Annotated in this window: 16 protein-coding genes; 7 read left to right on the top strand and 9 right to left on the bottom strand. The window is 50.4% G+C overall.

What is annotated here, in order from left to right; translation table 11 throughout:
* Positions 1–53: 53 nt before the first annotated feature.
* From coaBC to EL645_RS10495, 4 genes are all read right to left on the bottom strand, one after another.
* A complete protein-coding gene (gene coaBC / locus EL645_RS10510; RefSeq protein WP_126549983.1) occupies positions 54–1,331 on the bottom strand; it encodes a bifunctional phosphopantothenoylcysteine decarboxylase/phosphopantothenate--cysteine ligase CoaBC in 1,278 nt (425 codons plus the stop codon).
* Positions 1,332–1,594: 263 nt separating this feature from the next.
* Positions 1,595–4,765 (bottom strand): FHA domain-containing protein, encoded by a 3,171-nt coding sequence (locus EL645_RS10505; protein WP_126549982.1) that lies wholly within the window; start codon positions 4,763–4,765, stop codon positions 1,595–1,597.
* 227 nt (positions 4,766–4,992) lie between these two features.
* On the bottom strand, positions 4,993–6,243 hold the full coding sequence (locus EL645_RS10500; RefSeq protein WP_126549981.1) for a DUF4097 family beta strand repeat-containing protein: 1,251 nt from the start codon (positions 6,241–6,243) through the stop codon (positions 4,993–4,995).
* 346 nt (positions 6,244–6,589) lie between these two features.
* A complete protein-coding gene (locus EL645_RS10495; protein ID WP_161977280.1) occupies positions 6,590–7,543 on the bottom strand; it encodes a YihY/virulence factor BrkB family protein in 954 nt (317 codons plus the stop codon).
* 269 nt (positions 7,544–7,812) lie between these two features.
* Between EL645_RS10495 and EL645_RS10490 the strand changes: the two genes are divergently transcribed.
* From EL645_RS10490 to EL645_RS10460, 7 genes are all read left to right on the top strand, one after another.
* A complete protein-coding gene (locus EL645_RS10490; RefSeq protein ID WP_126549979.1) occupies positions 7,813–8,733 on the top strand; it encodes an MBL fold metallo-hydrolase in 921 nt (306 codons plus the stop codon).
* A 16-nt stretch (positions 8,734–8,749) separates the two neighbouring features.
* Entirely contained in the window at positions 8,750–9,475 is a 726-nt protein-coding gene (locus EL645_RS10485; RefSeq protein ID WP_126549978.1) for a site-2 protease family protein, read from the top strand.
* 170 nt (positions 9,476–9,645) lie between these two features.
* A complete protein-coding gene (locus EL645_RS10480; RefSeq protein WP_126549977.1) occupies positions 9,646–10,038 on the top strand; it encodes an HD domain-containing protein in 393 nt (130 codons plus the stop codon).
* Positions 10,038–10,874 carry a segregation and condensation protein A gene (locus EL645_RS10475; protein ID WP_126549976.1) on the top strand — a complete coding sequence of 279 codons (837 nt, stop codon included), beginning with the start codon at positions 10,038–10,040 and terminating at the stop codon, positions 10,872–10,874. Before EL645_RS10480 ends, EL645_RS10475 begins: the two co-directional genes overlap by 1 nt.
* 324 nt (positions 10,875–11,198) lie before the next feature.
* Positions 11,199–11,759, top strand: a complete 561-nt coding sequence (locus tag EL645_RS10470) for a nucleotide exchange factor GrpE (protein ID WP_161977279.1) — start codon at positions 11,199–11,201, stop codon at positions 11,757–11,759.
* A gap of 69 nt (positions 11,760–11,828) precedes the next feature.
* Entirely contained in the window at positions 11,829–12,860 is a 1,032-nt protein-coding gene (locus EL645_RS10465) for a DnaJ C-terminal domain-containing protein (protein ID WP_126549974.1), read from the top strand.
* A gap of 24 nt (positions 12,861–12,884) precedes the next feature.
* The gene (locus EL645_RS10460; RefSeq protein WP_126549973.1) at positions 12,885–13,256 is read left to right on the top strand and encodes a MerR family transcriptional regulator; all 372 of its coding nucleotides are present in this window, start codon (positions 12,885–12,887) and stop codon (positions 13,254–13,256) included.
* 327 nt (positions 13,257–13,583) lie between these two features.
* Here the strand turns inward: EL645_RS10460 and EL645_RS10455 are convergent, their stop codons facing one another.
* The 5 genes from EL645_RS10455 to EL645_RS10435 form a co-directional block, all read right to left on the bottom strand.
* Positions 13,584–15,296, bottom strand: coding sequence for a glycoside hydrolase family 3 protein (locus tag EL645_RS10455; protein WP_126549972.1), 1,713 nt, complete (start codon positions 15,294–15,296; stop codon positions 13,584–13,586).
* A gap of 168 nt (positions 15,297–15,464) precedes the next feature.
* On the bottom strand, positions 15,465–16,913 hold the full coding sequence (locus tag EL645_RS10450) for a hypothetical protein (RefSeq protein ID WP_126549971.1): 1,449 nt from the start codon (positions 16,911–16,913) through the stop codon (positions 15,465–15,467).
* Positions 16,865–17,992: a zinc-dependent alcohol dehydrogenase gene (locus EL645_RS10445; protein ID WP_126549970.1), complete on the bottom strand. Its 1,128-nt coding sequence runs from the start codon at positions 17,990–17,992 to the stop codon at positions 16,865–16,867. Before EL645_RS10445 ends, EL645_RS10450 begins: the two co-directional genes overlap by 49 nt.
* A gap of 156 nt (positions 17,993–18,148) precedes the next feature.
* On the bottom strand, positions 18,149–19,411 hold the full coding sequence (locus tag EL645_RS10440) for a sensor histidine kinase (protein ID WP_161977278.1): 1,263 nt from the start codon (positions 19,409–19,411) through the stop codon (positions 18,149–18,151).
* Between the two features lie 49 nt (positions 19,412–19,460).
* Complete coding sequence (locus EL645_RS10435; RefSeq protein ID WP_126549968.1) at positions 19,461–20,219, bottom strand: response regulator transcription factor; 759 nt, start codon at positions 20,217–20,219, stop codon at positions 19,461–19,463.
* Positions 20,220–20,269 lie beyond the last annotated feature (50 nt).

The raw sequence follows: 20,269 nt of genomic DNA, 5'->3' as shown, positions 1-20,269 counted from the left end.
GAACAAATTCTCCCATCACAGCGCCACGTCCTCCCAACTCTATTGTGCCTGGCCTAGCCTAGCAACGGCACAACTCGATCCCAAATTGCCGCCGCAACGCCGGTTTTGGGCATTACAGGCAAGTCTTCCATTGCACCATTTGCATGAAAGATAAGCACCTTATTGGTTTCGGTACCGAAACCACTATCTGAGCGCGAAACGTCGTTCGCGACCAGCATGTCCAGTTGTTTCTTCTGTAGCTTTGCCCGGGCATGCTCGATAAGGTGTTCAGTTTCGGCAGCGAAGCCAACGCGTATCAGGCGTCGCTTTAGCTGAGGTACAGGTATGCCATTGTGTGGTTCTCTGGCATGGTCCCCACCATCGAGTGAAGCAGCAAGTTCTGCCAGAATATCTGGGTTAGGTACCAGATGAACTGAGAACTCACCTTTTCCGTGTTGCCCCGTGACCTCATTACCTGTTTTCTTAATTTTCTGTGTTGCGGCGTGGGCTGGACGGAAATCCGCCACGGCAGCACTCATAATAAGAACATCTGCGTCTGTAATGAGGTTATACACAGCGTCACGCATCTGCATCGCCGTCTCAACCTGGTGCAATTCCACTCCATAGGGAGTGGGTAGTGCAACGGGTCCCGATACTAATATAACGTGTGCGCCGCGATCTCTAGCTTCCGTTGCGAGGTTATAGCCCATTTTTCCTGATGAGCGATTCCCTACGTATCGTACTGGATCGATTGGTTCCTGTGTCCCACCAGCTGTGACAATGACACGGCGACCTGAAAGATCTCCCTGTCGCCCCAAAACTTTTTGAATGGCCCCAAGTAAAGTGGCTGTCTCTGGAAAACGACCGATGCCGACCGCGCCGGAGGCGAGTCGGCCGACTTCTGGCTCTACAATAAAAGCACCTCGCTCGCGTAACGTAGCCAGGTTTGTTTGTGTAGCCGGGTGAGTGTACATATTTGTGTACATCGCCGGTGCCAGTAGTAGTGGCGCTTTAGTTGCCAGGGCTACGGCTGTCAGCATGCTATCTGTCAGGCCGTAAGCCAGTTTGGCAATTGTGTTAGCGGTCGCCGGCACAATTACCAGTAGTTCAGCCTCTTCAGCTAATTTTATATGTGTCTCTGCGGCTTCTCCCGAGGCCTCCCAGAGGTCGCTATACACGCGCCGATGGCTCATGGTTGCGAATGTGAGCGGGCGGACGAATTCTTCCGCGTGCTCAGTCATAATCACATCTACTATAGCGCCGGCCTGTTGCAATTTGCTGACCAGGTCAACCGCTTTGTATGATGCAATTCCTCCACAGATTCCTACGATAATACGCCTATTGAGTAACATGGCTAGCCTACTTGTTTCTTTTGTTTCACCATTTGTGCTGGAACATTGCTACAATAGCATATCGAAATGTTTGGCGGCAAGGTTGGTGCCAAGAAGTACCACTGTATATTATCTAATATACAGTTTGTGCAATAGGATTATAATATTTTTTCGGCCGCCTGCGGCGGCGAAAAAAAGAAAAGAGAAAGCGGGGACTGGTATGCCCCAGCATACCTGCCACCGCACCCCGGCAGAAGGGCCTTGGCGGCCCTCCTGCACCTCCCTTAGGCTCTTACGTCTTTTCTTTTTAGGAAGAAGGCGATGGCGAGGCCCTGGAGGATGATCATGGCGAGGAGGACGCCCCAGCTCAGGAGGAGATGGGCGATGGCCGCGCTATGATTGTTACCGTTGACGGTACTGAATAGGTTTGAGACATATGAGAAACTGTCTGTGTTGAGTTTGTCTCCGTGGAGACCTACGGTTGTTCCCATGGCTGCCATTGACCAGCGTGCACTGAAGAACGCGCCCGGAATCTGGAGAAACTTAGGGCTGTCCAATGAGAAGATGACGCCGGCAAAAATGACCTGGGGTATGAGCGGTAGTGGGACGATGCTCATGGCCCGGTCATTGTTTGGAACAATGGCGGATATGAGCAGGCCAGTCATGAGTCCTGCCAGCGAGGTCAAGGCCATGGAGATGTAGATCTCCAGGAATGGTGGTAGCAAGACACTATTCCGGTATGGCGCGCTGAGAGAGACCATGAAGACCAGGATCAAACTCTGGACCAGGCTAAAGATGCCCAGGACGGCTATTTTTGAGAAGAGGTAGGGTACTATTCCTAGATTGACCGAGCGTTCACGCCGGTAAATGGCTGCCTCTTTGACAATTTCGCGCGATCCATTGATACAGCCAAACATAATGGCCGCAAAGGCCATTATGAAGAGGATCTTCTGGGCGTCTGTGCCCGATCCTGGTAGGATCGAATTATTTAGAAATTGATCGACACTGAGATTTTGTTGTTGGGCCGCCTGCTTGCCCTGATCCGTTTTTAAGAAGTCGACGACAACCTGGCAATTATCAGTTCTATGCGAGTTGGGGTCCAGCATGTTGACGTGTCCCACACAGGTCGCTACCTTGTTACTATCAAAGGTGCCATGGCCGGTGAGGCCAAACAAGAGCAAGCCGATGATGGGTGCCTGTAGGACAAGAATGGCCAGATTGACGCGGTCATTCAGGATAAGCTCCATGTAGCGCATGCAGAGCAAGAAGAACTGCTTCCAGGGATTGCCGCGTTTGGGTGGTTTGATCGGGTCAGCGGGTGTACGCAGATTAGCGTTACCGGCAGGGCCTTGCTGAATATTTCCCACCACATAGCGGGTATAATCCGGCGATTGCTTAAATCTATTTTCGGCCTCGGCTGGTATAGATGGATTCTCATCCGTGGGTTCGAGGGCGCTATAGATCTCAGCGAAATCTGTCTTGCCAAAGTAAGCCTTGGCGTCATTGGGTGGACCAAAGTACGCCAGGCGGCCACCCTGACACAGGAAACAGATATAATCGCAGGCATTGATATTATTGGTGGCATGGGTAACCAGAACGATCGTATGACCCTTGTCAGCGAGTTTACGCAACAAGAGCATCATCTTGCGATCCAGGCCTGGATCAAGTCCCGAGGTAGGCTCATCCAGGAAGAAGACACTGGGGTTAGCCAGCAATTCGAGCGCAATTGAAACACGCTTACGCTGTCCACCAGAGAGCTTATTGACCAGCAAGCCACGGCGATGCTTCATCTCCACATCTTCCAGAACCTCATCGATACGCTCTTTGATCTGTTTTTCTGTGAAGTCCTGAGGGAGACGTAGTTTAGCCGCATAGTATAGGGCGCGCTCAACCGTTAATTCACGGTGGATAATATCATCCTGTGGCACATAGCCCAGTTGAGTACTAAAGGCAGCCAGGTTGCGGTAGTAATCCTGTCCATTATAGAACACAACACCTTGTTGGGCCGGGCGCAGACCATTCAGGGCATCCATCAAGGTAGACTTACCGGCACCGGAGCCGCCGACCAGGGCCACGAACTTACGTGGCGGAATGGCAAAGGAGATGTCGTTAAGCAGGACGACATGTTTATTGCCTTCTTTTTTCAAGTTCAACGCATCGATACGAATACCGTAGCTCTCATCTTGTTGGGTCAGTACCGTCCCGGTATAAGTAAGCTTAAATGGGCCAATCCGAATTACATCGCCCTGGTTGAGCACCTGGTTGGTAGTGCGCTGAGTGTTGACGTAGATATGATTCGTACTGTTCTGGTCAACAATCCGATAGCCACCACCAGTGACCTGTTCCAGGCGAGCATGATGGCTGGAGACCTGTGGGTGTTTCAGCACGACCATATTATCTGGTGCACGGCCGAACGTGATGACCGGGGCGCCCAACTGGATCGGCTGTAGCTCAGGAACCACATCCTGAGTCTGTCCGCTACCATCATTAAAGGTCAAGGAAACGAACGTACCATTGGCATCGCTAATACGGAAGACATCGCCACGTGTCAGGACGCGGCGAAATTGTTGCTGGCCCGTGATATTCTGGCCCTGGAAGGTCAGTCCGTTTAGTGTTTGCCCACGTTTAGGATTAGGATGGATAAGAACCCATTGATTGCCTTCACGCACGATCTGTGCGTGGAAGCTGGAAACAGTCGGGCGATTGATAACAATGGTATTGGATGGGTCACGTCCAATATCAAAGACCTGTCGATCAGAGGTCAGAGGATAGAGGTGTTTTTCTTGATCGGTATTAGTACTGACCTCAAGGGTAGGAATGCCAGTGTCTGGAGGTGTACCCGCAATGGTGCCACCCTCAAAAGGGCTACGCTGTGTTGAAGTAGGCATGTGATCATCAAACCCGTAGGCCGAAGCCTGCGCCACATAACCATTGTTGGCTGGATTCTGCACAGGCGACCCAAAGTTCGCTGGCTGTGGCTGTACAGGCGCTGCCTGGTTGTTAACCTGTGAAGGCCGATTGGGATTAGCTACATTGAAAGGGGCATTAGCTGGATTGGCATAAACTGGCGGCACCGCTGGCTGGGCCCCATTAGGCGTTAAGCCACGTTCAGTCGCGGGCGGTGTTGGGCGACCGGACTCTGCCACCAGGAATAGGAATGTTGTACCCTGTCCCAGGCCAATCGTATCGCGATCATTCAACGGAGACTGGTTAATCTCACGTTGATTCAACGCAATAGTATTCTGGGTTGCCGTCTTCTTAATCGACCAGACATTCCCATTCCACATAATCTGGGCATGGTGTCTGGAGACCGAAGGATCTGAAATAACGATATCGTTGCCAGGTTCACGGCCCAGATTAGTAATGGGCTTTGTAATATGAAAGGACTTGCCAGCCAGAGGGCCGGTCAAGAACTGAAGAGAACCAAGCACGGAAGGATTGTTCACCGCATCCATGAAAACATACCATGATAACATTTCCCGGCGTTAGCGAAGGAGATGTATCACAGCCCTCCTTTCTGCGTGAGCATGGGTGGTGTAGACAGGAAATCAGATAGCGCAGAATGAAAAAAGACAAAATCAGGCCATAAAAAATGAATTGAAAATTTCACCTTCAAAGCGGCATCTGTATCCTATTCACGTGACATTATACTTGTGCTGATTTCGTGTGACAAGTGAGAATATTATGGCGATACTTGCTTTGCCTTCTTAATATTAACGTTGCCAGTACTCACATCTAGGACAAGAGTTGCGAGTGGTGTGGGACCCGCAGATGCGTTGAGGGGTCCATGGTAACTAACCGGTCCACCATTATTGTTAATGGAAAGCGGAAAATCGCTATGGATAGCTCCGATGTTGGTATTAGCGTCCAGGGTGACATTGGTGTTAGCTGGCAAGGTAGCTGTGATCGTGCCAGTTTCATTGCGTAACATATAGCGAGCGCTGGTCTGTGCGTCGGCCGGCATAAACAAGAAGCCATCAAAGCTTACATTTCCCTGGCCTGTTTCGATTTGAGAACCATCGGCCAGGACCGCATGGGTCACATTGACATTGCCTGTCTCGCCATGTAATTTAAGCACTCCGCTCAGTCCAGATACTGTGATATCCCCTTTCGGTGCCTCAACATTCAATGTCAGCGATGGATGATCGGTCGTTTGAATAGCCGTTGTCGGTAGCGTGACCGTCAGATCGACCTGATTATCCACGGGTTTGGGCAAAGTCACATTTATGATCAGTGCGCTACTGGCACTGGTTGGGGTTGTGGGGCTGCTGGCGGTCGCTGTAGCTGGCGGTTGTTGGGTTGAGCAACTCAGCGCCTTACTGATGGTTGTAGGAGGTTGTACTTCCACTGTGACCTGTTTAAACAGATTAGCGGCATCCGTCTCGCTGCTAGCCTGGACCGTTTTGAGGGCGGTGACCGTAGTTTTAGTGGCCGTTGGATCAACCTGTAGATTCACATTCCCAATCTTGTCACAGACCTCGATACTGGTGAATGCCGTGGTTCCAGCATCCAGTGTAACGGTCTGTGTAAATGGTTTGGTCGAGGGAAGGCCGGGCAAACCAGTGAGATGTCCGCCGTTTTGGATCGAGCTCACGCCAAGAATTACCAGCAGAGCCAGGCCACCGACAGCTAACAAGACACCAATCATGCAGCCTAAGAGTAATATGGGCCAGACGCGTCGTTTGCGAGGAGGCTGAATTTGTCGCACCACGCGCCGTGGAGGTTGGTGTGGGGAGCGCTCTGCAGGCACAGCACGATATGGTCGTGAGCGAGGTGAATCTGGGTGAGTTCGGCCTGGTACACGGCGAACTCCAGGTTGAGGATCTTCATAATCCTCATAATCGTTTTCATGGATATAGCGATTCTCCACAAAGCGATCCTCATCTTGAGGATGCCAGCCATTGTGGGAACGATCATTTCTTCCGCGACCCATAGCTGCTACTTGCCTCGCTTTCCTGTACGTTTGGCTTTCTTCATTGTATCATATGGTCGATATTTTGTTATAGAACAAGCATATGAGCCAGGGCTTTTTCATGTTCCTCTTTGGCGCCTGCGGCGCCGGGTGTGGAGTGTGGTTGGTGGGCGGCTGCAGCCGCCCACCAACCACACTCCACACCGGAAAGAATGGATATCGTATCGCTTTCTCGTGATCTCTGGAAGAGCATGAAAAAGCCCTGCATATGAGCGGACAAACACAGGCATAGAAAAACGCTCGGTTACTTGAACCGAGCGTTTTTCTATGCCTGTGTTTGTTTTTTGTCTGGCAGGTTCTGCAGGGCTTAGCTGCTATGACTGGCGCGCGTCACAAAATCGTTTGGTGTCGGTTGAACATTTTCCACGAAGTACGCATTCACCGTGGCTCCGATCAGAGTAACCAATGAAATGACATAGAAGAACAGCATAAAGATCAGAGCAAAGGCGATCTGGCTTACCACGCCGCTAGTATAGGTGTGTATGTACAACGGGAACAGAATAAGTCCAAGTTGTAAAACAATGGCAGCGGTAACCGAGCCCAGAACACTGGCGCGCAAACGATTTTTCACCGTACCTTTGCGGTTCGGGATAAAGGTATAGATGATTTCGAACAGCAAGAATGAGACTATCAAACTGCTGACAACACCCGCAATCTTATTGAGCATACTGGAACTTGAGCTGATTGGAGTATTCTGAAGAATACTGACCAAATGTTCTGGAACCAGCGATGTCAGCACCAGCAACGGGGTCAAGACCATAAAGACTAAGACCATAATGATAGCTAGAATATTTTTCTGCTTTGCCGGGCGTTGCGGGACGCGATAGATAATATCAAAACACGCCTCTAACAAAGTAAACAGGCGTGAACCAAAGAAGATCGCCGCAATTACACTCACCAGAATCCAGATGCCCGAACCCTGTGAAAATTTCTGCAAGGCTGAACTGGTAATCTGTGCTGGCAGGATCTGTGGTGGCAGCATACCCTGTAATTGTTTGACAAACTGATCTCGCGCATGACCATTGAGGGAGCCGATAAGACTACCAACAATCGCCACCAGAAGCATTCCCAACGGTATCACTGATGTGACCAGGCCAAAGGTCAAGGCCTGCGTCAGATGGAGAGACCAATCATGATAAAACTTCTTCACAAAATTTCGGGCGTCTTTTGTACCCCCCTGAATTGTCTGACTGGCATCAGAGGCTACGTCGCGGGCTTTCTGTTTGGCTGCCTGACCAGATGCAGGTCGAATAGAGGCCATTATTAATCCTCCACTATGTACTATGCTTAATGTCCTTATTGAGGAGTAACATTGCACACTGGACATTTAATTGAAGCGCTATAAGCATTTCAAGTATATCGATGTGTTAGTTAACCTTTACTTAATAATAATTTCACGGATGAACTTGTTTAATCGTTTCAAACCAAGAAGAAGCAGCCTTTTCAATATTTTCGTCAGACGTTATAATATGGTGAATTACAAAAGCATGCCACCAATTACAAAGTAGGTTGCGTAGGAGCTATATATATATGGCCAATGTCGAGGAATCACGCTTTCAGGTTCGATTCTGGGGAGTACGTGGAAGTTATCCTACTCCTGGCCCCCAGACACTGCGGCATGGTGGAAACACATCCTGTGTAGAGATCCGGGCTGGCAAGCACATACTTATTTTTGATGCTGGTAGTGGGATCATTGGCCTGGGTTCAGCGCTCATGCAGCGCATTGGGAAGCAGGCTGCATGTGACGTGTCTTTATTTATTACCCACGGGCATGGTGATCACCTGGTTGGATTTCCTTTTTTCTCACCTCTCTTCGATCCCCGCACTAATCTTCACCTGTTTGGCCCACAACTTGCTGGCCATAATATAGAAGATCTGATCGTACCGTTAATGTCGCCACCTTATTTTCCTGTAGATGTACGCCAGCTCCCATCGCAGCGCACATTTCATACCATCGTAGATGATCAATGTATTAGCTGGCCGCAGGGCAAGCCTGATCCCAGTGTAGTCCCTACCGTCGAAGCGCTCCCATCCAGATCAGCAGACGTGCCCAGGGTATTGACCAGATTCACCACCAGCCATCCTTTAAATGGTGCTATTATTTATCGTGTAGAGTATAAAGGGCATAGTGTTGTATATGCGACCGATGTTGAGTGGAGTAATGGTATAGAGCCATCATTGCTAGAATTTATCGATGGTGCGGATCTATTAATCCATGACGCGCAATACACTACCCCTGATTACCAGAATGAGAAGCAAGGGTTTGGTCATAGTACAGTCTTTATGGCGACTGAAGTGGCTCGCATGGCCCGAGTCAAAGAGCTCATCCTATTTCACCATGAACCAACCTATGATGATGATCAATTGGATATGATGGAAGCGGATGCACGTGTGCATTTCGCGCATACACGCTCCGCCTGCGAAGGTATGGAAATTGATCTATTAGCTTGAAAGAACGAGTGAGTGAATGATAGACGTGATCTTATCGCTAATGGTAATTCTCTCCTTTTTAGGAGCGATTATTCTGCATGAGTGGGCGCATGCGCAAATGGCTTCCCTGTTAGGCGATCATTCGCCAGCTACATCAGAGCGCAGAACGCTGAGACTGGGCTCACACATTGATCCAGTTGGAACATTGATGTGCGTAATCCTCGCCTTTCAATCATTTTCTGGACTGGGCTGGGGCCGGCCGGTCAAACCAGATCCCTGGAAAATGAAGGTAGGTGCCAATACTGGTGTATTGCTGGTTGCCTGTGCGGGCCCCATTTTTAGTTTAATTGTTGGCCTGGCCGTTGGCGCGCTGACACGCGGGTTGATTCCAATAACGGGCACCAATATTGCACTCAATTTTGTCATGAAGTTCCTTTCAGTATTTGCTACCGTCAACGTAAGCCTGGCCATCTTTAATATTATTCCTCTCTATCCCCTGGATGGATATCAAATTGTTTATACACTCTTACCCAGTAAGCAGGCTGTACAATTCTCACGCTCAGCCACATATGGACCTTTCATTATTCTGATCTTGTTCTTCTTTCTGCCATTTCTCGCACAATTCTCGCCTGGCTTAAGCGATTTCTTTCTATTTCGTCTGGCCTTTTACATTCAGCTAGGGGCTCTAAATCTGACCTCACTGGCGGCTGGATATCCATTGGACGTGTTCTACTATTATGGGCACCTGATTTTTCATCCATAGCTCTGATCAAACTAGCATGTTATCTGTGAGGTACAAAGCTGATTACAACTATCAAATATCGCTTAGGGCAGGTACGCCAACAACTAGGTTTTGTGCCGCCACTGAGCACGGCAGATTACAACGAAGTAAAGAGTTGGCTACCGGCGCAGGCTTATGCATTATTTCGTACCATGACAGTCGCAGATCAGCAGCATAGTCTGCGTGTATGCCGTGGCTTGCAGGAACGAGGTTGCCGAGAGCCAGACATGCTGGCGGCCGCTTTGCTACACGATGTAGGAAAGGCCGAGGGACGTGTGCCTTTCTGGACACGTCCAACGATTGTGCTGGGAAAACGCCTTACCCCGGCTCTCTTACAAAGCAGCGTCTTGCCTCCTGAGCAGATCGAAGGCAGCCAGTGCGCGCGTTGGCGCCGGTCGCTCAGCTATGCCTGGTACCACGCGGAAGTGGGGGCACTGCTGGCGGCGGCAGCCGGACTCTCCGAGCGATCTGTACTCTATATACGTACCCATCACCAGCCCCACGGACCCGCAGCCGAACTACACCAGGTCGACGAGGTATCCTGATGTCAACAAAGCCCGTGGCTGCGCCGGAGGTGCTCACTCAAGAACAGCAGGCCCGCTATGTGGTCCATCTGCCAGTTTTTGAAGGGCCACTCGACCTCTTGTTGCACCTGATTGAAAAACGGCAAATGGAGATAACTACTATCTCACTTGTCGCCGTTACAGACCAATATCTAGAGCAGATTCACAGCTGGGAAGAGCAAAATGCCCTTCCCCTGGCTAATATGGCCGCCTTCATCTCGATTGCAGCTCGCCTGCTCTTTATTAAATCGCAGAGCCTCTTGCCCCAGGCGCCGCGTGAACAAAGTGCTAGCGAGAATGATAGCGCGGCCGACCTGGTAGATGAGCTGCAGCAGCACCTGGCCGAATATAAGCTGGTTAAAGATATCGCCCAGACATTACGGCAGCGCGAAGAAGATGGCTTACAGACCTATAGCCGTTCAAGTCTACTGGCAGGCATCGAAGCGCAGCTGGCCTGGACCCCACCGACCTTAACGGGTTTAGAAGCGCAGATGCTGACGCGTTCCTTCCAGCGTTTACTAGAGCTCAAGGACAGAGAGCCAGCAGAAGGAAAAGAATTATTGCCAGTGGCCCGCGTACGCGTCAGTGAACGCATCAACGAAATTCGTCACCGCCTGACAGAAGCCGCTATGGTCTCACTCTCAGACATCCTTGAGCACGAAACCTCACGCCTGGTCATCATCGTTACCTTTATCGCCGTCCTTGAGCTCTGGAAATGGGAACGCATCAACATCCAGCAGGATACCCTGATGGGGCCTATCTTTCTCACCCGTGGCTCTCTCTGGTCGGAAGCCTGGCTCGAAATGGTTGACGACTAACCCCTACCCTCCAATACTCTCCCAGCAGTAAGCCAGGAGCACCAGAAAGCAGCGCCTGGCAGGGCTATTTCATGTTCGTCTAGAGAATGCACATCTTTCAGGTGTGGAGTGTATTTGGTGGGCGGCGGCCGCCGCCCACCAAATACACTCCACACCCCAACCCGGCGCCGCAGGCGCCAAAGAGAAACATGAAATAGCCCTGCAGCGCCTGGCAGTAAACTTGACAGTAAGTGGCTCAAGTTTTATACTGTAATGGCAATAAAGCTTATACTTATCCTTATAGTCAGAATGAGAGAAAACATAGTAAGGAGCGACAAAAACGTAATGGAAGAGCAGCGCGATAAAACAGCCGAGCAGGCTAATACGATAGATCAACAAAACGCCAATGGTATGGAGCAGGGTGCCGAGCAGCGCATTGCTGAGTTAGAAGCACAATTAGCGCAGTCAAAAAAGGAAGCGGCAGAGAATTGGAATAAGTATCTGCGCGAGCGAGCCGATTGGGACAACTTCCGCAAGCGTCAGGAGCGCCTGGTATCCGACCGCGTTTTATATCAAAAGAAGGCTGTCTTTAATAAATTATTAGAAGTCATGGACAATGTTGAGCGCGCCTTAATGTATGAAGACACAATGGACAAAACACAACTACAGCACACGCTTCACATGCTCCAATGGCAGATGAACGAAGTATTACGAGGCGAAGGACTCACCACAGTGCCAACCGTGGGAGAAGCCTTCAATCCTTACTTGCATGAGGCAGTAGAAGCGGTCGAAGATAGTGACCAGCCTGATGGCATGATTCTAGAAGAGTTTCGAAAAGGCTATACACTTGGAGAAGAGACCCTGCGCCCCGCCCGTGTCAAAGTGAGTGTTGGTAGTGGCAAATAAGCATCAATAGCTAGCTGGAGGAGGTACTGATCGTGCCTCGTTTACAATATTCTGTAAGAGGGCTGGGATATGGATTATAAAGATTATTACAAAATATTGGGTGTGGCGCGAGGTGCGAGCGCGGACGACATTAAAAAAGCCTTCCGTAAACTAGCTCGTAAGTATCATCCTGACGTAAACCCTGGTGATAAAAAGGCCGAAGAGAAATTCAAAGAGATCAACGAAGCCTATGAGGTACTCTCGGACGCAGACAAGCGCAAGCGTTACGATACCTTAGGACCCAACTGGCAGGAACAATTTGGTCCCAACTTCTCAGGTGGTGGTCGCCGCACATATAGCTATGGTGGTGGACGCACTCCCTTTGATTTTGATCCCAGTGGTGCCAGTGGCTTTTCTGATTTCTTTGAGGCTCTCTTTGGCCGCGGAAATGGTGCTACGGGACGTGCCGCGGGTATGGGTGGTATGCGCGAAGATATACGTAAGCGCACCGGGGACAGTATAGAGCAGCCAGTTGAGGTGACATTTCAGGAAGCCTATATTGGTGGCTCACGCACCTTCAATATTCAATCTACCGAGGTTTGTCCTACCTGTCGTGGTACCGGAGAAGTCAATAATAAAGTTTGCTCAACCTGTTCAGGGCAAGGACAACTGCCAAAGAGTAAACGTATCCAGGTAAAAATTCCGGCGGGCGTCGATAATGGTTCCAAGATCCGGGTGGCCGGCGAAGGTCAGCCTGGTATTGGTGGGGGTCCGCGCGGAGATCTCTTCCTGGTCATCAGTGTTAAACCTGATGCCACCTTTGAGCGCAAGGGAGATGATCTGCATGTCGACGTGAATGTCGAATTAGTCAAGGCTATGCTGGGTGGCGAGGTCGCAGTACCTACCCCCGATGGTCGCAAACTCTTACTCACTATTCCATCTGAGACACAGAATGATCGGCAGTTTCGCTTGACGGGAAAAGGCATGCCACACCTACGTGGTGATGGCAGTGGTAACCTCTATGCCCATGTCAAGGTTGTGTTACCAATGCACCTGTCGCCAGAGGAGCGAGAACTGTTCGAGAAACTGGCTCGTAGTCGAGGAGTTGAAGCGCATCCATAGCGCAGCAAAGGAGAGTGAGAAGACATGCCTGAGAACAGTGATGGCGCCTGGTATATCATCAGCGTTGCTGCTCAACGGGCTGAAGTTCATGAGCAAACCCTGCGTCATTACGAACGTTTAGGACTGATCGCACCTGCGCGCAAAGGCAATAGTCCGCACAGCCCACGCCTATATTCAGATAATGATATCGAGCGCGTTATTCATATTCGCAGCCTGATGCGGGACCTGGGTGTCAATCTGGCCGGGGTCGAAGCGATTCTGCATATGAAGGATCGTATGGAGCGTATGCAGGAGGAACTGGAGCAAGAGATGATTTCTTTGCGTGAGCAGCATGCTTCGGAGACGCGGCGTTTAAAGGATATTATTGAGCGTCTGCAGCGTGGTTCGTTATCTTGATCGTTCCTTTGCGTGCGTGCGTGCGTGCGTGCGTGCGTGCGTGCGCTGACGCGCCCGAACTTTTTTTCTTCTGTGGTGCAAAATTTGCGCACAGCGCAAATTTTGCACCACAGAAGAAATGGTGAATGAGCTCTGCAGGTGCACCACAGAAGAAATGGTGAATGAGCTCTGCAGGTGCACCACAGAAGAAATGGTGAATGAGCTCTGCAGGTGCACCACAGAAGAAATGGTGAATGAGCTCCGCATACGCAGAGATTAAGAGGAGCGAGAACTCGCCTATGCTAGCGGGTTCTCGCTCCTCTTTTTTTTTATGGAAAAACGTTTGTATTATGAGTTAGCTGGTGGTGGGACAGCCGGGATCAGGCCACGGTCCATCTTAAGGGCCAGTACGCGGCTGGCTGCTTCATCGAGGCGCGTTTTAGAGAGCGTGCCATCCTTCAGCGCAGCCTTAATACCATCTACCATCCCCTGCATGCCAGCGGGATCTTGAGGACCAAGCAAGAGATCATTACCCGCTTTAAGGGCCATTACACCTGCCTGGGGTAGGGCGATATGCTGGCCATTCACCTGTACACCCAGCATCGTCAAAGCATCGGTAATGGCCACCCCATCATAACCCAGTTCATTGCGCAAAATCTTCGTCATAAATGTGGGCGAGAGTTCAGCGATATAAGTGGGATCGATTGAAGGTACCAGTTCGTCAGTTGACATAATAATACCTGGTTGTTCCATTTTATCATTGGAGTGGATGAAGTATTGGAAGGGAGCCAGGTCGGTCTTATACAATTCATCCTTAGAATGATTGATGGTCACAAAGACAGCATGTGGATCGGTTGTTTTCGGCGCACCGCCCAGACCTGGGAAATGCTTCATCGTCGCAATCACGCCGCCTGTTTGCATAGCTTTAGTATATGCGCCAGCATATTTAATCACATCCCCTGGTGTATCACCAAACGAACGCTGATCCCAACCGATGTAGCCATCATCCGGTGATACATCCACGTCGGGTGCGAAATTCGTATTGATACCCAGTGAGAGCAGATCATGGGCTACTTTTTGTCCCTGATCGGTTGCCACGGTTGTGCTGCCGCTATTATGAATATCATGGGCCGAGAGGCGAGGTGGATAGATGTTCGTCAAGCGATGTACATTCCAGCCTTCTTCATCGGCGGAGATCAGTAGCGGAAAATCCGCCCGCTGTTGCATATGGGCAGTATCCTGTTTCGTCTGGGCCAGAGTATTGATCTGGCGTTGATACATGATTACACCACCGGCATGTAGATTATGGATCATGGTATCTAGAGAAGCCGAATAAGCACTCTCTGGATATTCGACCATCATAACCTGCCCGATCTCTTGATCTAAACTCATACGTGATACGTAGAGATAAGCAAGTTGCCGATTGTTCATATGCTGGGTCAGGTGGCGCAGATGATCAATCTGTTGACTGCTCAATGGTGGAGTAACAAAGTTCCCAACCCTGGCGACAGCACCAGAATCTTTGGTCGGCATCGTTGTGGTGCGCGCCTGTAATAAACGCTGACCCAGAACGCTACCCGCAATCACCAGCAAGGCAACTAATATCAGGGCAGCAGCCAGGCGAGGCTTGATAGGACCTCTTCCACCCCTACGTTTATTGCTTCCAGGCCGCTGAGGCAGCGATGGGATGTCTGTATTAGCGGACAACCGTGGTGCTTCAGGCACTTGAGAAGCATCTGGCTGGAAAGAATAGAGACCTGCAGGGCGTGGGGAGCCCGAGGTTGACCGGGGCTGGTTTTTCTCAGCAGCCGGCGAATCCGCCCTGGCTGGAATTGGGCGTGTAGGAAGATGAAGAGGTTGTATCGGAGAGCGTGGTGGCGACGATGGCCAGGGGTGCGAAGCAGGAGCCGCTCCTCCAGGTGTTGGTACGAAATGTTCGGGATGAACATCCGCCTCTTGATCGATAGCAAGCTGCTTTTCACTCTCTTGCTGTGGATCCAAATGGTTTTTAGGTGGCATATCACCATTTGATGATTCGAATGGTGATGTATGATTTGGCATTCTTTACTCCATGCTTGAACTACTTACTACCTGGAATCCCCACATCATGCTGGGGCAAAGAAAAAGACGATAAACCGAACCTGTATGTGCCTTTTCTGTGCCGTGCCACAAGTGGCGACAGGCAGAGCAGGGACAATTTATCGTCTATATAATCCTTTTCAACCGTCCCTAGCGGCCGCCTGTTTTCTTTTTACGGGTGCGCGGCTTTGGTTGCTGCGCACGAGAACCTTGTGGTCTCTCTACTTGTTGTAACACATTAGCTGTAGAAATCGTTGCGGTGCTTTCTGGGTCAAGCTCTTCTGGCGATGGCTCATCTATGAAGGACGTGTCCGCTGGCAATGTGGTTGAGGCTGGCTCTTCCTGCATAATATCACTAGTACTATTTGGCTTATCAAGCTCATCCTCAACGGGATACTCATAGTCGGCAGGAATAGAATACTGATCATCAGCGGGATACTGATCCTCAACAGAATATTCATAATCAGAAGAGTGATAGAGATCCTCGGCCGGATATTCATCCTCAGCGGAAGTAGGATACTCATCGTCAGCAGCGGAGTGATAGTGATCCTCGGCAGCAGCAGAGGGTTCATCCTCAGTATCAAATTGTGTGACAGGCTCAGAACTTGATGTTGAAACGTCTTGCTCGGTGGTCGCAGGCTCTTCTGTTGAGTCTACTTGTGCTTGCTCTTCAAGTAAGGGAGTAACGACAGCCGCTTCATCCGTTGCTATTGGTTCTGCACTGGTATGTGTATCAACAGCGTCGGGTGTACTATTTGTTACCTCAGAGATAACAGGGGTCTCCGGGATAGCATTCTCTGGCTCAAACTCCGTGGGATCTGCCTCCGCGGGCTCATCAACTTCTACTTCGGATGTACTGATCGTGGGAGCAGCGGAAGGCTCGGACAGATCCGCCTTTGTTGCCAGCTCACTATTATCATCGTCAGACACCAGCTCACTATTATCATCGGACAGAGGAATTGAATCCCTTGAAAACAGCATTGTCGCATCCGAGTCCAGGTTTAGATCATTCTCTGTATGGGGTACCTGGGGTGGCTGTGCGAACAATTGAGTCTGATCCTCAAGCTCCTTATTCTCAGGCACATGTGAATCTGCGTGAACCGGCATCCGCTCAACCTGTTGCTGCTCTGCAGACTCAAGATTCTCCTGCATCTGCGACTGTGGCACGTAGGAACGGAAGTTACCGGTAAAGCGTTTGCCCATGGCGGGCAGAGCGGTAGCGGTATCATCATCATCGAACTCATCCGCAGATTGGGTAGGCCTGGGAGTTTTAGCCAGTTCTTTAGTATGTGGTCGTGCCGATGGAATGTCCTTCTGATCATCCAGGTTGCCAGAAGTACGCCTGGGCTGCTCACCTGGATCATCAAATTCTTCCATAAAATTGATCGTCGATTGACGACGAATGCGCGGAGCCGAGGCACGTACATTGGGAACCACAGACGCCGGCAAGAGTGAATAATCAAACACCACTTTAATGGCCCGACTTTCAGACTTCCTGGTGGCGGTCAACAAAGCATTTTGATAATTATCCAGCGCAAAATTGTGAGTAATCAATTGCTCTGGCGTGATACGGCGCTGATTGATGAAGTCTGAGACCACGCGGAAGGTAGATGTTTGATCATTGCCCCCAGGGGCCAGTATTCAGCGCCATGGCTATTGCTTCCCAAGAGAGAGATCTCCTGATGCCATAGTGGCGTCAGATCAATATTCATCGGCTCCAGGCTCAGGCCGACCAGAACAATGGTACCGCGTGAGCGAATCCAACGCAGGGCATGGTGCAGGGTAGTATGCTGGAATAGACCGCTCTTCTGGCCGACGGTATCATAGATAACATCGTAGCCTCCCTGCAAGGTCTGGTTGCCGAAGATACCATTGTAAAGTTTCGCATTGGTGGCCTTTTGCACGCCCACATAGGCATCGCGTGGATAAATGATATGGGCGGCCCCTTGCCGCGTCGCCTGCTCCACCTGGAACGGATAGCGTGCCAGGACACTAATTTCGCATTGCGGCGCCAGGGAACGCACAATCTGCTGTGTTAGCAAGCCAACGGTCCCGGCCCCAATGATCAATACACGTTCACCAGGGCGGGGGACATGGCGCAGTACCGCATGCATAGCAACCGCGGCCGGCTCCAGCATAACGGCCTGTTCATCTGTCAGGCCGGAAGGTACACGGAACAACTGCTGCTCATGCAGCAGCATCTCCTCGCTCCAACCGCCGCCCAGCGGCTGGGGTGCCAGAAAAGAGCCATGGTCACAAAGATTATAATTGCCTGTTGAGCAAGCGTGGCATACAGGCTGAACGCCTGCCGTAATACAATTGGGACGCCACTGTAGCGCAACACGATCACCCACCTGTATACGCTGTACATCATTGCCAATTTCAATTACCTCGCCGACCACCTCATGGCCAGGATAGAACTGTTTCTGAGTTGGCCTGGCCGCCGAAGCTACGCGCTGATCGCCGCCGCCATGATAAAGCAGATGTAAATCGCTACCACAGATACCGGAAAGGCGATTGCGTACTCGCACCCAGCTGCTCTCGGGCAGCGATTGGCGTGGTAAATTCTGGACTTGTAATGGTGAGTAAGAAGAAAAATAGATATTATGATAAAAACGACCAAGTATCTGCGTCAGCAGAACCTTCTTCTGGTCAAGATCCATCGTAGAGGTCCACATAGCGATATCTTACCTTCATCCGGGTGGCTATAAGTGTTGTCCTACAACCATAGTACCCTTTTTTTACTTAAGGCAGTGTATCACGGTAAACCAGCGATGGTCAATGTGTGTAGGAAAAATGCGTACTTGAGCTTGGAGAGTACATTTACTACTGCTTTAATCTGAGCACGGTAAAAGCACTTTGAATTCAGTATTGCCAGGCTCGCTACAAGCTGTAATCGCGCCATTATGTGCTCGCACAATAGCAGAAGCGATTGTCAGGCCAAGACCGGTGCCGATTACCGGAGTGGCGCCTGTATTGGCATTTGCAGATGAACGATGGCGGCCACGATAAAAAGCCTCAAAGATATGTTCCAGATCCTCGCTAGCAATTCCGTCGCCATTATCAATCACACTGATGGTCACCTGGCCCTGCTGTTTATCCAATCTCAGCGTAATCTCGCCCTGTGGAGCAGGACGGCCATACTTCAAAGCATTATCCAGCAAGATAAATAGCAACTGCTTCATGCGCTCCCGATCAGCCTGCACACCCAGTTTATCATTATAGACCAGTTGCAAACGGATCTTGCGCTCATCATTAGCGCGCGACTTCGTCTGCTCAATGCTTTGGAGTGCCATATCAATCATATCGACGTACTGCAGCTTCATAGGATGAGTGTCATCCAGGCGAGCCAGCGTCAACAAATCATTGATCAATAGAGTCATACGCTCCGACTCATTTTTCATCCGCTTAAGGATGCGCTGTGAGGTCTCGGGATCATCCTTGGCGCCACGCATCAGCAGCTCGGTAAAGCCTCGGAGAGAGGTCAAAGGAGTACGTAACTGGTGGGAGGCATCCGAAAAAAACTGATGGAAACGATTCTGAGATGCACGTTGCAGCTCCTCAGCAGTTTCCAGGCGTGTCACCATCATACTCAAGCTCCCTGCCAGACGATCAATTTCATCCTGTGGAGGGAGACGTAAAGGCAAACGTTCACGTTGAGCCAGATCGCCCATCGCAATTGCCTGTGCGGCATCGGTCACCTGTCCCAGAGGTCGTAACAGCAGCGAAGTCAGAGCATAGGCCACCGCTGTACCACACACCACCAGGATAAGCATTACCATCATCTCATAGGCTGTCGACACCTGTCGACCCAGCAAAAGGCCAGCGAATGCCACCATCAAAATCAGCAACAGAGCAAACACGAATGTCAGCTGGATACGCAAGCTAAAGAATGGACGCAGCCATGAAGGAGCCTCATTGCGCTGGTTGTCACCCCCAAGACTTGAACGAGATCCATTAAGAGGTTGTGTTACATCATTTTCCACGGATGGACCCATCAGATAGAGATTTCCAGAAGGAGCCATATGACGAGTTTTAATCCGGTAAAACCGAGTGGTCAACCATCCTTGTAATCCTGTGGCTTTTTGCTCTGACATGATAGTGATACTCCGTATAACAAATAGACGAGTGATGGTAAAAAACATATTAGCACTTCAGGACGTAGCCCACGCCCCGAACGGTCACAATCATGCGTGGTGAACTGGGTGTATCTTCAATTTTCTCACGCAGATAACGCACATAGACCTCAATAATATTGGTCTCTCCCAGGAAATCATAGCCCCAGACACGATTAAGGATAGTCTGTCGATCTAGTACCTGGCGTGGATGGCTCATAAACAACTGCAAAAGATTATATTCGGTGGCGGTCAATTCAATCATCTGGCCACCGCGCGTCACCTCACGCGTCGACGTATTCATAATCAGGTCGCCACACTGCAGCGTCTGGTCTGTATCGGCCCCACTGGTATCGCTTAAAGAAGATTTTGAGCGATTCTGTCGACGCAAAATAGCCTTGATGCGCTCCAGTAACTCATAAAAATCAAAGGGCTTGGTCAAATAATCATCGGCGCCTGTTTGCAGGCCTAAAATACGATCGCCCACCTCATCCTTTGCTGTCAGCATCAAAACAGGCACATCTCGTGTTGTTGGATTGCTACGCAGACGTCGACAGACCTCGATCCCATCGATACCGGGCATCATTACATCCAGAATAACCAGATCTGGATCAATCCTTTGTGCCAGTGCGATGCCCTGTTCGCCGTCTGAGGCCACCTCAACGTGGAAGCCCTCATAGCGTAAGCCTAAGCGAATGAGTTCTATAATGTTATCCTCATCATCAACGACAAGAACCTTTAATTGTGGCTGATGCTCCTGGTTTGTCTGCCAGTTACTGCCTTGCTGCATAGTTTTTGTCTCCTGGTAATCCAACAACTAACACAAGCGGGCATCAGTAG

This window comes from Dictyobacter kobayashii, assembly GCF_003967555.1.
GTDB classification, from domain to species: Bacteria; Chloroflexota; Ktedonobacteria; order Ktedonobacterales; family Ktedonobacteraceae; genus Dictyobacter; species Dictyobacter kobayashii.
Note: the sequence above shows the minus strand (reverse complement) of the source record. Positions and strands in the feature narration are given on the sequence as shown.

Coding starts and splice junctions, on each gene's coding strand:
- EL645_RS10495 (WP_161977280.1), bottom strand. CDS start 7,543: ATGGCCTCTATTCGACCTGCATCTGGTCAGGCAGCCAAACAGAAAGCC.
- EL645_RS10435 (WP_126549968.1), bottom strand. CDS start 20,219: ATGCAGCAAGGCAGTAACTGGCAGACAAACCAGGAGCATCAGCCACAA.
- EL645_RS10490 (WP_126549979.1), top strand. CDS start 7,813: ATGGCCAATGTCGAGGAATCACGCTTTCAGGTTCGATTCTGGGGAGTA.
- EL645_RS10505 (WP_126549982.1), bottom strand. CDS start 4,765: ATGGATGCGGTGAACAATCCTTCCGTGCTTGGTTCTCTTCAGTTCTTG.
- EL645_RS10475 (WP_126549976.1), top strand. CDS start 10,038: ATGTCAACAAAGCCCGTGGCTGCGCCGGAGGTGCTCACTCAAGAACAG.
- EL645_RS10500 (WP_126549981.1), bottom strand. CDS start 6,243: ATGGGTCGCGGAAGAAATGATCGTTCCCACAATGGCTGGCATCCTCAA.
- EL645_RS10460 (WP_126549973.1), top strand. CDS start 12,885: ATGCCTGAGAACAGTGATGGCGCCTGGTATATCATCAGCGTTGCTGCT.
- EL645_RS10455 (WP_126549972.1), bottom strand. CDS start 15,296: ATGCCAAATCATACATCACCATTCGAATCATCAAATGGTGATATGCCA.
- EL645_RS10465 (WP_126549974.1), top strand. CDS start 11,829: ATGGATTATAAAGATTATTACAAAATATTGGGTGTGGCGCGAGGTGCG.
- EL645_RS10470 (WP_161977279.1), top strand. CDS start 11,199: ATGGAAGAGCAGCGCGATAAAACAGCCGAGCAGGCTAATACGATAGAT.
- EL645_RS10440 (WP_161977278.1), bottom strand. CDS start 19,411: ATGTCAGAGCAAAAAGCCACAGGATTACAAGGATGGTTGACCACTCGG.
- coaBC (WP_126549983.1), bottom strand. CDS start 1,331: ATGTTACTCAATAGGCGTATTATCGTAGGAATCTGTGGAGGAATTGCA.
- EL645_RS10485 (WP_126549978.1), top strand. CDS start 8,750: ATGATAGACGTGATCTTATCGCTAATGGTAATTCTCTCCTTTTTAGGA.
- EL645_RS10480 (WP_126549977.1), top strand. CDS start 9,646: ATGACAGTCGCAGATCAGCAGCATAGTCTGCGTGTATGCCGTGGCTTG.
- EL645_RS10445 (WP_126549970.1), bottom strand. CDS start 17,992: ATGTGGACCTCTACGATGGATCTTGACCAGAAGAAGGTTCTGCTGACG.